Annotated in this window: 13 protein-coding genes; 5 read left to right on the top strand and 8 right to left on the bottom strand. The window is 44.7% G+C overall.

All coding sequences use genetic code 11. The features are described from left to right. The first annotated feature begins 193 nt into the window (after positions 1–193). Positions 194–436 (top strand): hypothetical protein, encoded by a 243-nt coding sequence (locus AWH66_RS15195; protein WP_063606173.1) that lies wholly within the window; start codon positions 194–196, stop codon positions 434–436. Positions 437–498: 62 nt separating this feature from the next. On the opposite strand, the gene AWH66_RS15190 is transcribed toward AWH66_RS15195, so the two are convergent. Further along, positions 499–1,257, bottom strand: coding sequence for a phytanoyl-CoA dioxygenase family protein (locus AWH66_RS15190; RefSeq protein WP_063606172.1), 759 nt, complete (start codon positions 1,255–1,257; stop codon positions 499–501). A gap of 205 nt (positions 1,258–1,462) precedes the next feature. On the opposite strand from AWH66_RS15190, the gene AWH66_RS15185 reads away from it, so the two are divergent. Beyond that, on the top strand, positions 1,463–2,323 hold the full coding sequence (locus AWH66_RS15185; protein ID WP_063606171.1) for a helix-turn-helix domain-containing protein: 861 nt from the start codon (positions 1,463–1,465) through the stop codon (positions 2,321–2,323). A gap of 2 nt (positions 2,324–2,325) precedes the next feature. Here AWH66_RS15185 and AWH66_RS15180 read toward each other — a convergent pair whose 3' ends face one another. The 7 genes from AWH66_RS15180 to AWH66_RS15150 all read right to left on the bottom strand — a co-directional run bounded on the left by AWH66_RS15180 (position 2,326) and on the right by AWH66_RS15150 (position 9,135). Then, on the bottom strand, positions 2,326–2,661 hold the full coding sequence (locus AWH66_RS15180; protein ID WP_006071772.1) for a PTS fructose transporter subunit IIB: 336 nt from the start codon (positions 2,659–2,661) through the stop codon (positions 2,326–2,328). 101 nt (positions 2,662–2,762) lie between these two features. After that, the gene (locus tag AWH66_RS15175) at positions 2,763–3,440 is read right to left on the bottom strand and encodes a fructose-6-phosphate aldolase (protein ID WP_063606169.1); all 678 of its coding nucleotides are present in this window, start codon (positions 3,438–3,440) and stop codon (positions 2,763–2,765) included. Positions 3,441–3,504: 64 nt separating this feature from the next. Continuing rightward, a complete protein-coding gene (locus AWH66_RS15170; RefSeq protein WP_063606168.1) occupies positions 3,505–4,362 on the bottom strand; it encodes an SDR family oxidoreductase in 858 nt (285 codons plus the stop codon). Positions 4,363–4,364: 2 nt separating this feature from the next. Continuing rightward, positions 4,365–5,276 (bottom strand): [formate-C-acetyltransferase]-activating enzyme, encoded by a 912-nt coding sequence (locus tag AWH66_RS15165; protein ID WP_063606167.1) that lies wholly within the window; start codon positions 5,274–5,276, stop codon positions 4,365–4,367. Beyond that, on the bottom strand, positions 5,242–7,542 hold the full coding sequence (locus AWH66_RS15160; RefSeq protein ID WP_276204918.1) for a formate C-acetyltransferase: 2,301 nt from the start codon (positions 7,540–7,542) through the stop codon (positions 5,242–5,244). Before AWH66_RS15160 ends, AWH66_RS15165 begins: the two co-directional genes overlap by 35 nt. 132 nt (positions 7,543–7,674) lie before the next feature. Continuing rightward, positions 7,675–7,998, bottom strand: a complete 324-nt coding sequence (locus AWH66_RS15155; RefSeq protein ID WP_063606165.1) for a PTS fructose-like transporter subunit IIB — start codon at positions 7,996–7,998, stop codon at positions 7,675–7,677. 63 nt (positions 7,999–8,061) lie between these two features. Then, positions 8,062–9,135, bottom strand: a complete 1,074-nt coding sequence (locus tag AWH66_RS15150) for a PTS fructose transporter subunit EIIC (protein WP_038231172.1) — start codon at positions 9,133–9,135, stop codon at positions 8,062–8,064. Positions 9,136–9,620: 485 nt separating this feature from the next. On the opposite strand from AWH66_RS15150, the gene ptsP reads away from it, so the two are divergent. The 3 genes from ptsP to AWH66_RS15135 all read left to right on the top strand — a co-directional run bounded on the left by ptsP (position 9,621) and on the right by AWH66_RS15135 (position 13,430). Further along, positions 9,621–12,122: a phosphoenolpyruvate--protein phosphotransferase gene (gene ptsP / locus AWH66_RS15145; RefSeq protein WP_063606164.1), complete on the top strand. Its 2,502-nt coding sequence runs from the start codon at positions 9,621–9,623 to the stop codon at positions 12,120–12,122. A gap of 151 nt (positions 12,123–12,273) precedes the next feature. Further along, on the top strand, positions 12,274–12,762 hold the full coding sequence (locus tag AWH66_RS15140) for a heme-degrading domain-containing protein (protein ID WP_063606163.1): 489 nt from the start codon (positions 12,274–12,276) through the stop codon (positions 12,760–12,762). 5 nt (positions 12,763–12,767) lie between these two features. Continuing rightward, positions 12,768–13,430 (top strand): HAD-IA family hydrolase, encoded by a 663-nt coding sequence (locus AWH66_RS15135; RefSeq protein ID WP_063606162.1) that lies wholly within the window; start codon positions 12,768–12,770, stop codon positions 13,428–13,430. The last annotated feature ends 49 nt before the right edge of the window (positions 13,431–13,479 follow it).

Genomic DNA, 13,479 nt, shown 5'->3' with positions numbered 1-13,479 from the left:
TTATTTACGTTCAAATCATCAACAACTCGCACACAAAAGAGTCAAAGTGATACATATTAATCATTGTCTTTTTGATAAAAATAAAACAAACAAAAACCATAAATTACTGTAATAAAACAAAAATACAACATGGCACAGATAATGAAATAGGTGAGAGTAGTAATAAAAAAACAATACCCTAGTGAGGTAACTTATGACTGCTCAACATAATAAATTTAACTTCGACCGCCTACTCACTTTCTCAAACGTCGCGTTGGTTACCACCTTTGTCGCCATGATCGTGAGTATTCTAGTGTCTTACCCCTATGCACACCTGTTCACACTACCTCAACAAATCGCTGCGCACATTAGTACTATCATCATCGCAGGCTTGCTGAAAGTGAGTTATGTTACACGCTGTCTCGCTCAGTACAATTTAGGATTGGAAGTTCGCTAGGGAGACGACAAGTTGGCGTTGAATACTTAGCGCCAACTTATTTACCCAACACTCCCGTTAACTTAAACATCTAACAGTCGACGTTGCGACTGATTAAGCCTCATTGAGGTCTCTGCCGTTAACCACTTCCTCTGGTCTTGTTGCTGAACCCCGTCTTTAGCGACATACAACCCATGCAATACACGACGACGCATACCCAGCGTATTGACCGTACCTCCGTGCCAGGTGTGGGCATTAAAAATCATAATGCTGCCAGCCGGACACTCCAGGTAGACTTCATCTGGATGCGTTGCTTCGGTATCTTCTAAAACATCTTCTGGTAGCTCTGGACGTAAATGAGTACCAGGAATAATCCGAGGGGCACCATTGTCTCTACAAAGATCATCAAGTGCCCAGATAGAATTCACTAAATGTACTTTGGGGAAATCGGGCCTTGGTTTCTTCCAATCGCCATGCAGCGGTTGCAAACCACCACCCGGATGAGCCTCACGACCATTCAGACTCGACAGCTTAAATTCGCCATTAAAGATATGCTCACAAGCATCAAGCACTAACGGATGACACCAGATTTTTTCCCAAACGGTGCCTTTATTAATCAAGTTAGCAATTCGAGTCACCGTCTCTTCTTGGTGGTGCTCAATGGCTAAGTTATCCCCCTCTTTCTCTACAAGGTAGTCAAACTTTGCTCTGAGTTCTTGAAGCCACTCTGGGTCAATCACATCATGAATTATGGTGAAGCCATGAGTGTCTAAATCATCATATTGATGCGGTGTTAATCCCTCTACAGAATAGAGGCTAGTTATTGTAGATTCGTGACTCATTTTATTATCCTTCTCGGCTGACTTTTCCCTTATCAATCTACTGTTAAAGCCGTAATAATCCTGTAGGCAATATCTACGATAAACTGGATATTTGTAAGATAGTTTACTAATTGTGAAGCAACGCAAATAGACTAGATATGCTTGTCGCGTATACTGGATTCTCATTAAGATTCGCCACCGCCACCTAGAAGAATGTTATAAAAGCATGTTAGATAGAACCTACCTCATCGAAGCCTTAGAACATTACGCAACGCATACAGAGCAAATCCACTCTTTGCTATTTGCAGGTAACCTACCAAGCCCACCGCCGCTTGCGTATCAAGTTCACTTTCCTCGTATTGAAATGGTGTTAATTGGCGAGTTGGAGATGGATGTTGGCAATAGCATAGGAACAGATACGGAAGTCACTCTCAAACAAGGTGATGTTCTCTACTTACCAGCCGAAAGTTGGAATAAACCTAACTGGGATAAACCTGTGGTCACCATGTCAGTCCTTGTAGGTAAGCAAAGCTTTGGGATGAGTCTTTTGAGTTGGGATGGTGAAAAGTTCGATTCGGCAATAAAAGAGAATGTCGCAAGACGCGGACCAAGAACGGGCTCCTTCATTCTTCAAGCCATTGAGGAATTATCATGGCACTCTCAAGATCAGAATACGTTGCACCTTTTGGCTAGCAGTCTCTTTAGTCATATCCATGATCTGATCCATAACCCGCCCGAAACGCCATCTAAAAGTAAAGCTCTATTCGATGCTGTTAGAGAGTACTTAGAGCAAAACTACCATGAACCGTTGACACGAGAGTCCGTCGCTAAACATTTCTACGTCTCACCGAACTACCTGTCGCAACTGTTTAACAAAGAAGGAAAAGTGAAGTTCAATGAGTATTTAACGCATATTCGCTTAGAGAGGGCAAAGTACTTACTTAAACAGTACGACACGAAAGTGAAAGAGATTGCTCATCGCTGCGGTTTCAACGACAGCAACTATTTCTGCAGAGTCTTTAAACAGCAGACAGATCGCTCCCCTTCTGAATATCGGGCGCATTACCAAAGCGGAACGATAGAATAAAACTAAACGCTAATAACAGTCCCTGCTGGGGCTACTTTAGCACGCTCGATCGCGTTAATCGCCAGCTCTGGACTACGCAAAAAATCTGAAATCGACATCTTAATTAAGCGTGACTGCTCGAACCTCTCAGCCCCTTCAATGTTGATCTCTGAAATGATAAATGCGACGTCTGCGGCATCGATTGCTGCTTGCTCTAAGGAATTCTCAGCACCTAATGCTCCCTGTGTCTCTACCTGGATTTTATAGCCCGCTTTTTTGGCTGCTTTCTCCAGCAACTCAGCAGCCATATAGGTATGCGCAACGCCACTGATACAAGCCGTAACTCCAACTAACTTCATTATTATCCTAAGATCTTCCTATAGCAAAAAGCCTAGTGAGTATAATCTCACTAGGCATCCGTGTCTTTGTCTATCCTAGCTAAACTTGTTCTTAATCATGTTCATAACAGATCAAGAACCGTTTTGCCTTCACCGTAAGCGCCATGCCAATCACTCATAAAGCCAGCAACACCAGAATCGGTTAACGGATGAACAAGCAATTGGTCAAACACATCTGGTGCAATCGTAACGGACTGAACCCCTGCTTTTGCCACTTCATGGACTTGTTGAACGTTTTTAAATGAAGCAGCAAGTACTTTTGCATCTAGATTATAAACATCGATTAGATGGGCCATTTCAGCCGCGACCAACGTACCATCACCACAGATGTTGTCCAAGCGGTTCACATAAGGTGCAAGGAACTCAGCGCCCGCTATCGCAGCCATCAATGCTTGCTGCGGAGTCAAAATCGCCGTTGCAGTAATTCGAATACCTTCAGCGCTGATCAGCTTCATCGCTTTAATACCCTGCGGTGTCACCGGCACTTTAATAATGATTTCAGGGTCAAGCTTACGCAGTGCCTTTGCTTCTTCCAGCATCACCTCAGCAGTGTCACCCACCACCTGAGCATGAAGCATACGCTCAGACCCAATTAACTCACGAATATCCAAAATGATATCGCGCAGTGAGCGGTTTTCTTTTGCGATGATCGTTGGATTGGTCGTCACCCCAGCAATCGGATACAGGTCTACCGCTTTCTTAATTGCATCTAAATTGGCGGTATCTAACATATAAATCATGGTACATCTCCAATAACTTTCACTAGTCACGACGCCCTATCATTTCGGTTCGTCGTTTACTTTTTTAATAACCAAATTCCTTTAAACACTGAGTAATGGCTTGTTTACTTTCAGTAAAACAGATGCCCTGTGCTGCGAGCTTACTCGTATCTAAGCGAACATCACGCGTCTTAGCCGCATCGCATTGCACCAATATCTCCGGCAAACGCTGCTCTAATTTGAGTTCCGTCAGAATATGCTCGGCAATGCCATAACGACTCGCATCATTGTGCGCGCCGGTATGATAGGTGCCATAAGGGATTTCAAAGATCTTAGGAAATTGCTCGATAAGCTCGTGCACATAGGTTAAACCTCGGAACTCATTACCACGTTCGTGCATCGTTTCCCCTTTGAATAGCGCTTGAACGGCATTCCAAACCACATTGGGATTGATCGTGGTGTTTCTTTCAGGCAACCCAAACAACCACGTGAACCTCAACACCCACATTTCTGGCAGAATGCTCGCTAACTCTCTCTCCGCTTCTAGTTTGTTCTGACCATAAACGGTGTCAGGAACCGGGATTGATTGTTCTGTGTAAGGGCCAGCTTCAGAGTTTCCATTGAAAACTTGCTCAGTCGATATGAATACCAGCTTCGCGCCAACTTGCTTACATGCTTTGGCGACATTGATTGCACCTTGGACATTCACTTTATGAGCAACTTCAGGATGCTCATTACAAAAGTCCGTTACTGCAATAGCAGCGGCGTGAATCACGAAATCAGGCTGAAATTCGGTAAGTATCTGGTTAACGGCGCTTTTATCAGTGATATCCAGTTGCGCAACATCCGTCCCTTTAATCTCAAATTCACCTTGGTAACGATGGATAAATCGAGTGCCAAAAAAACCACCCGCTCCTGTAATCAAAATTCGTTTCTTGCTCATGTCTAGCCTCCTATGACGACTTTATATCCATGCGCTTCGACATGGCGCTGAATCGCATCAATTTCCTGTTTTGTCGGCACTGGGATGTCTTTCATGGTGTAGTGCACCCCTAATGTGTCGTATTTGCTTGAGCCAAATTGATGAAATGGCAGTAAGTGGACCTCTTCAATATCGTAAGGGGCAATAAAGCCAAGTACCCTATCAACATTAATGAGATCGAGGGTGTAGCCTGGTATTAGCGGTAATCTGGGGATGATCTTGCAAGGTTTAGCCATTAACGTCTTAAAGCTTTCGAGTACCTTATCCAGATTAATACCGATGACCTCCTTAGCTCTGAGCTGATCCATCATCTTGAAATCAAATAGAATCTCATCGCAGTATTGAGCCATTTCGCTCAATTGCTTACCATTACCGTGTCCTGAGGTTTCAATTGCCGTTTTGTAACCCAGTCTTCTCAACTGCTTTAGAAGCTCAATGCAAAATCTACCATGCACCAGAATCTCACCACCAGATAAGGTGACGCCACCGCCTGATGTTTGATAGAACACGTCGTCTTTAGCAATTTCTTTTAGCAACTCATCAACGGTGACGTCATAACCGACTTGCTCAAACGCACCACTTGGACACTCATCAACGTCCTGCTCGCAAACATCACAGTGTAAGCACTTGGCTTCCCTACGAATGTTTACCAAATCAATCGAACGTGACTCTGGATTAGCACACCAAGGACACTTCAAAGGACAACCTTTAAAAAAGACCACGGTACGAATACCTTCACCATCATTTAACGAGTATCGTTGGATGTTAAATACTCGCGCTTTGAGCTGGGGCGTACTTAGCTCCCCAGACTCTGAACAACTTGTTTTGCTCGCTTGGCAATCACAGCTCATGAGCGGTTCTTCGGATAATGTCATCTTGAATTTCTTTTGACAGTTCAACGAAGAAAGCGCTATAGCCGGCTACTCGCACCACCAATCCTGCGTAATCTTCGGGCTTTTCTTGCGCCTTACGTAACGTGTCTGCATTTAATACATTGAACTGAATGTGTTGCAGCTTGAGCTTCATAAATGCTCGTAAGAAATCCCCTAGCTTGGTAATGCCCTGCTCTCCCTCTAGGGTTGATGGCGTGAACTTCACATTGAGCAAGCTACCATTCGACAGTAAGTAGTTATCCAGCTTACTGACCGATTTCAGTACCGCAGTCGGACCGTGCTGATCTTTGCCCAACATAGGAGATAGGCCACCATCAGCTAATTGCTCACCAGCCAATCTTCCATCTGGTGTCGCACCAACCACAGCACCAAGGGGAACATGGGCAGAGACCGTGTAAGACCCTGGAGTAAAATAGCCACCACGCGGGTTTTCGTAGGTTTCGACTTCTTTACAGAACAGTCTTAACAAGTCCGCACCCAACGCATCCACTTCATCGATATCGTTGCCATATTTTTCGTAGCGGTTCATTAGACGAGCACGAACTCGCTCGCCCTCTTTACCTTCGAAGTTAGATTCAAGAACCGCGATAAACTCCTCAAAGTTCATGCGATTTTCTTCAAATACAAAACGCTTTAACGCCATTAACGAATCAGAAAGGTTGGCGATCCCAATCCCTTGCACACCCGAGAAATTATAACGACTACCACCATAGGTAATGTCCTTCCCATTCTCGATACAGTCGTTAATGAACGAGGACAATAGTGGAACAGGAGCCCAATCACGATGACCAACATCACATATGTTTGACCCTTCAACCATTAGCTTCACATACTGGCAAATGTCGGTGCGAATCTCAGCGAGTAATGTTTCAAAACTAACGTCTTGGTTGCCCTTATTGCGCTTAAGTACCAATTCCATGACCTTAAGCAGGTTAAACATCGCTATGTCATGCAGCCCATAGGTTTTCCCCGGAATCGACAGCTCCACACAGCCCACGACAGAATAATCACGCGCATCTTCCAAAGAGACACCACGATTCAAAAACGCCGGCACCACCACTTCATCATTGAATATTTGCGGAATACCTGTGCCTAAACGAATGGTTTCTGCAGTTTTATTGAGAAACGCACGGTCAATGAATTCGTTTACTCTAACACCAAGGTTTGGCTGCGGTAGTTGCACGCTTTGGTACGCATCAAGACAGAGTGTTGACAGTGTATTGACCGCGCTACGCCCACTTTCAGTCAGACCGCCAAGCAATATGGTATAACCGGTTGGAAAGCCTGCAAAAAACTTAGCACTGCTGGATGAACGCAGTAGGACGATGTCGTTTGTTTTGACCCACAAACTCTCAAGTAACTCTTGCAAAAACGCAGGAGATTCACCGTTGGCGATAGAGTCCTGATAAAACGGCATCATATATTGATCAAAACGCCCAAGAGATAGTGAACTCGCATTCGACTCATACTGAAGAATGATATTCATATACCAGAACAGCTGACACGCTTCATAAAAACCTTGCGGTTTTTGTGTGGCGACTTTGCCAGAGATACCTGCAATACGAATTAACTCTGCCGCCCTAACGGGGCACTCGCACTCAGCGGCCATCTGTTTGGCTAACGCTTCGTAACGACGAATATGTCTAGTTGAGGCTTGCAGTAGAATCAGTACCGATTGATAAAACTCGTTGTCACTATTAACGGTCGCTAGCGTAGACATGTCATCGGTCAATGCACCTAGCCCGTTTTCAAGTAAACGATCAAAGTCGATAATGATGTGGCCTTGACCTTTATCGGTTTGGTTAACACTGAATACTTTCTCGGACACCGCTTGTTTGACGTTTTCAGGAATTTGAGCGTTGATAAAATCTTTCATAGAACGCTCGGACCAGTAACTCAGCAGCGTCTCTTTATAGACCGCTTTATCTTCTTCAGAGATATAGAATTTATCCTGTGGGCGTGACTCAAAGATATCTAACTCTTTATCTATCCAATAAGGATCCATTTCTGGTGAGACAATACCAGCACGCGGCTTGATGGTGCGGTTTCCGGCAATCAGTTCATCATCACGAATCGATATCGCTACATTATCCAAAACATGTGCCGTTGCCTTTGCTCGGCGGATAAGAGTATGTTCCCCTTCCGTCTGCTGGTGGCTCTCGGTATACAGTAGCGCACGTTCTAGAGAGATTTCACGTTGAGCTTCAAACAGGGCGGACTTTAATCGAGTAATTCTTTCGGTGCTCACAATAGGCTCCATTATTATTGTCTATTGCCACTGATGGGCATTTTCTTGATTCATAACAGAGTCACTTTCGATAACGCTTGAAGAAAGTAACTGTGGTATGAAGGCTCCCTCGTGTTAAGGGAGCCTGACTGGTTATGCTGTCGCTTTCTCTATGTGAGCTTCAATCTTGCTCATCACAGCATCAGCACGCTTGACGGCATCACTCACGCCGATACGAACAATAGTTTTACCCTTGAATCGATCCTCATTCTTGATACCGATATCCTTAGTTAGAATCACGATGTCAGCTTGAGCGACCTCTTCTGCTGTCAGCTCATTTTCAATACCAATTGAGCCCTGAGTTTCAACTTTGCAATTCCAACCTTTTGCTTTTGCTGCTGCTTCTACGGCTTCCGCCGCCATGTAGGTATGCGCTACGCCAGATGGGCACGCTGTAACTGCTACGATATTAGTCATAATTCTCACCTTTATTTTAATGTTCTGTTTTTATTGGATAATATTTAATTCAAAGACTTAGAGTTAACCGATTGAGATGTCTAGATCTAAATCATCAGATTCTTCTTTCTGCGGCTGTTCTACTTTACGACGAGCTTTAAGAAAGTTAACTAGTAGTGCGGTCACTAAAGAGCCAACACCAAGTGCAATTAGGAAACCGAATCGACCGTCTACAACTGGTAGTACAATCAAACCACCCCATGCCGCGAAACACTCAACACCAAGAATCGCCGCAGTCGCCGCACCTACTGCGGTGCCAATCATGATGGAAGGAAGCACACGAAGTGGATCGGCTGCCGCGAATGGAATAGCACCTTCAGTAATACCCATTGTTCCCATTAGAATGGACGCGCGGCCAGCTTCCTGTTCGTCAGCAGCGTAAAGCTTCTTGTTCAAGAATGTCGCTAGACCCATGCCCACAGACGGTGTTGCTACCGCAACTGCACTAATACCCGCAACGTTGTAAATACCTTCACCGACACAAAGGATGACGAATGCATACGCAACTTTGTTAACTGGACCACCCATATCAAAGGCAATCATTAGGCCCATGATGATAGCGAGTACAACGATACTTGAGTCCTGCATACCTTTAAGGAAACCAGTGAGCGCTTCTGTTGCCGCGCCAATTGGCTCACCGATGCCCCAAACGATGGCACCTGCGGTAATAAATGTACCTATAATTGGAATCACGAAGATTGGCATAATTGAACGAGCAAACGCTGGCACTTTTATCTTCTTCAGATAGAAAACAACAATGCCGCCTAATAGACCCGCGAAGATCGCACCGAAGAAACCAGTGTTGTACATGTTTGCGCCAATGAACGCTGCAATTGCAGAAGGCGCAAGCGCTGAGCGGTCAGCAATCGAATAACCGATGTAAGCAGCTAGAATGGGAACCATAAGTTGGAAGCCGGCTACACCGATAAAGAATAGGTCGTGCAGCCACGTTCCTTCTTCAGGCACAGCACCTTCCCCATATAACATGACGGAAGCCGCCAGTAGGATCCCCCCCGCAACTACGAAAGGAATCATGTGAGATACACCTGTCATTAGATGTTGTCTCGTATTTTTAAGAATTGAGATTAAGTCATTCATTGACCTCTCCTTTGAGTACATAAGTATTAAAATTTTTATTAAAGGAAGTACTTCTTTTATATTTATTGGCTCACGTTTCTGATTAAGCTTCAGAGAAACTCCATCTCTACAGCACAGGGTTATAATAGTGAGCAAATGTGCTAACCAGTTAGAGGACAAAACTGCTTTTTACTGGATATTTGTTAGATGCTGTGTGAATATTGATCTTGAGCACACTTTACTAGTACTTTTATCAAAAGATTCAACAAAATCAATTAAGTAACTGTTATTAAGGGATTAGTTAAACATCAAACACTGGCATGCCTTTTATAAATCTTGATTAAAGTCACATAATAAACTGTATTTTTGAACGGTATCACAAACAGCCCACCACCTTACAAATATCCAGTTTTTAGCACTTTTATCCAATAGTCCACACGGTGCTTTTTGTTAAAGTTGTAGACATAAACGCTAATAACAAATTCGAAACTAAGGACTAAACCCCTATGAGAAGTTTTACCTTTTCTTGTGAGCTACCCAATGGTGTTCACGCTAGACCAGCGGGTCATGTAGAAACCCTTTGTAATCAATACCTATCTAACATTGAGTGGCAAAACGAACGTACTGGTCTATCTGGAAATGCAAAAAGTGTGTTGTCCTTAATAGGGACAGACACGCTGCTCGGTGACACATGTATGATCACCATAGACGGAGAGGATGAAGAGACTGCTCTGGAAGCTTTACAGAGCTTTATTACTAATGAGTTTCCACATTGCGATTCCCCACTAGAAAAAACACAAGCTAATGAAGAACAGCAACCGCTACCACGTAACCTATCAAACCTCACGAAAAGTGCGATTCGTGCCACTTCCGTGAGTAGTGGCGTTGGCCGTGGCGTCGTGGTTAAAGTAGGTGCAATCAACTTCGATCAACTTCCCTACCTTCCTGAAATAAGAGCAATTGAAGAAGAAAAGTCTGAACTAAAAAGCGGTCTCGCTCAGCTTTCCAAGACCATTGAAGTACAAGCCAACACATCAGTAGATACCGAAAGCGAAGTGCTTGCCGCGCATCTATCTATATTGAAGGACGAGTCTTTCGCACAACAACTGAATACTAATCTAGTAGAAGGAAGAAGCTGTGCTCAGGCAGTGGTCGCCACCGCAAAACACTATGCAGAGCAACTACAGAAATCTTCCAGCCAGTACCTTCGTGAACGTGAACTCGACATTCGAGATGTTTGCTTCCAATTACTGCAAACAATCTACGGTGACGAACATTACACCAGCCAACTCGCGCTGACTGAACCATCTATCTGTATGGCTGAGGACCTCACCCCTAGTCAGTTCTTAGAGCTGGATAAGTCACTGCTAAAAGGTTTGGTTTTGACCCATGGTGGCAGCACATCTCACACAGTTATTCTTGCTCGCTCTTTTGGTATTCCAACAGTCGTTGGAATGAAAGATGGTGCATTGGAGGCCGACATCGGCCAAGAGGTTTATCTTGATGCCAATTTAGGTGCAATCGTCACCGACCTAACTGAACCTGTGGTTCGTTACTACGAACAAGAAAACCGAATCATCAATACGGTTCGAGAGCGCCAGGCTGCGTTCAAAGATACACCGGGTATGACACAAGATGGAAAAAAACTTGAAGTTGCAGCGAACATCGCCCATTCCGTAGAAGCAAAATCAGCATTTGACTCGGGAGCAGAAGCCATCGGTTTATTCCGTACCGAGATGCTATACATGGATCGCAAAAGTGCACCGAAAGAAGATGAGCTCTACAACATCTTCTGCCAAGCACTGGATGCAGCTTCAGGTCGTGCGATCATCGTTCGTACTATCGACATCGGCGGCGATAAACCAGTTGACTACCTCAATATCCCTAAAGAAAACAACCCATTCCTTGGCTACCGTGCAGTACGTATCTACGAAGAGTTTATTGACCTATTTAAAACCCAATTACGAGCTATTCTGCGTGCTTCGGCACATGGTCCGCTGAAGATAATGATTCCAATGATTTCTTCGATGGAGGAGATTTTATGGGTCAAAGACATTCTTGCTGAGATTCGCCAAGAACTCCGTAAAGAACAGGTTCCGTTCGATGAAAAAATCCCGCTTGGCATTATGATGGAAGTTCCTTCTGTGGCCTTTATCATCGATCAATGTTGTGAAGAAGTGGATTTCTTCTCCATCGGCTCTAACGACCTAACTCAATATTTGATGGCCGTTGATCGTGACAATGCAAAAGTAACGAAACACTACAACAGTCTAAATCCAGCATTCTTGAGAACGCTAGACCACGTCGTCAATGAAGTGCATCGTCATGGTAAATGGATTGGGCTGTGTGGGGAGCTTGGCGCTAAAGGCTCAGTATTGCCCCTGCTCGTTGGTCTAGGGCTTGATGAAATCAGCATGAGCGCACCAAGCATTGCTGCGACCAAGGAACGCATTTCCAAACTAGATAGCCGAGAATGTCGACAGTTGTTAAACAAAGCAATGCAATGTCGTACACCATTGGAAGTAGAGCATCTACTTGCGCAGTTCCGCATGGCACAAACCGAAGCGCCACTGATTTCAGAAGATTGTATCAAGCTTGATCTCGACCTGCGTAGCAAAGAGGAAGTGATTAAGACACTCGCTGACAACCTATTCCTAACAGGACGTTGCCGTTATCCGAACAAATTGGCGGACGATCTTTGGGCTCGAGAAGATGTGTTCTCAACCGGTCTAGGCTTTGGCTTTGCTATCCCTCATACCAAGAGTGAACACATTGAGCAATCAGCGGTGAGCGTATGCCGTCTAGCGAAGCCTATTCAATGGGGCGATGAAGAGGCGCAATTTGTCATCATGTTGACGCTGAACAAACACGCAGCCGGCGACCAACATATGAAGATCTTCTCTAAGTTGGCACGTAAAATTATGCATGCCGAATTTCGTGATGCCTTGTTTAACGCCCAATCGAGCAGTGAAATAGAACAGAAACTCATGACGGAGCTAGAGCTATAGTCCCCAATTCCAAATGGAAGTAAGAAGGATTCAAAACCTTCTCACCTCGGACTTGGACTGACTAACTTGTTCGGTTCCAAGTTTTTGGCGAAGTAACCATCATTCGTGTCCAGTGTTACTTCGCCCTTTTTGTTTTAGAAAGGAGCGGAATATGCCCGCCACTACGACATCAAACACTCAAACAAGACTCGACACCCTTATTGCGGAAGAAAACCTGTTGCAGTTCCCCTATTTCAATCAGCAAGTCGCTTGGGATATCGGTAGTGAACTGCGTGCCAACGCCATCGAAAAGCACGCTAAGGTTGCCATCAATATTTCGGTTGGCGAGCAGTGCCTTTTCCACTGTGCACTCGACGGAGCAACGTTAGACAATCAAGAATGGGTGAGAAGAAAATCAAACGTTACCAAGCATTTTCAGCGCAGTTCTTGGTATATGAAGCATTACCTAGAAATGAAAGGAAAGAATATAGAACAAGCTTCCTTCATTGATGAGAAAGATTACAGCCCATTTGGCGGTTGTTTTCCTATTCGAGTTAAAAACACAGGTATGATAGGAACGATTACGGTTTCAGGTTTGCCTCAACACGAAGACCACCAGCTAATCGTAGATGTGCTCTCACAGTATTTGAAAAAGGAATAGTTATCGTGACGACGCTTTCATTTAAAGGTCTGTTATTCGACCTAGACGGTACATTAGTCGACTCAATCCCAGCAGTGACACGTGCATGGTCACGCTGGGGAGAATCTAAAGGTCTCGAGCCTAGCTACGTGATGTCGAGGATTCACGGAAGGCCTGCTATCGAATCAATCGCTGAGCTGCTTAATGCATCAGTCGATACACCAGAAGTTCAAGCCGAATTTGACTATCTAGAACGCTATGAAGCCACCCACACCGAAGGTACCACTGCGCTACCTGGCGCCGTTGAGCTACTAAACAGCTTAAATGAGCTCGGTATCCCGTGGGCTATCGTTACCTCCGGCACATTGCCAGTAGCAACAGCTAGAATGAAAACCGCAAACCTCCCTCAGCCCAAAATCCTTGTTACACCCGAGTTGCTCTCCCAAGGCAAACCACACCCCGAGCCTTATTTGAGAGGAGCGAAAGAACTGAACCTGAATCCTGAAGAATGCATATGCTTTGAAGATGCGGTCGCTGGCCTCAACTCAGGGCTCGCAGCAGGTTGCCAGAGCATTGCGGTGCTCAGTCATAGCTCAAGAAGTGAATTGCCTGACGCGGATGGCTATATATTCAAGCCTTCTGATATTCAGATTGAAAAGACAGAACACGGATTTACCCTGACGTTGTAAGCCGAAAAGGAGGCATACGCCTAGCCTGTTCAGAAATTGTCTATTAGTG

This window comes from Vibrio barjaei (assembly GCF_001639065.2).
Taxonomy (GTDB): Bacteria; Pseudomonadota; Gammaproteobacteria; order Enterobacterales; family Vibrionaceae; genus Vibrio; species Vibrio barjaei.
This window is presented reverse-complemented; position numbering and strand designations above follow the sequence as displayed.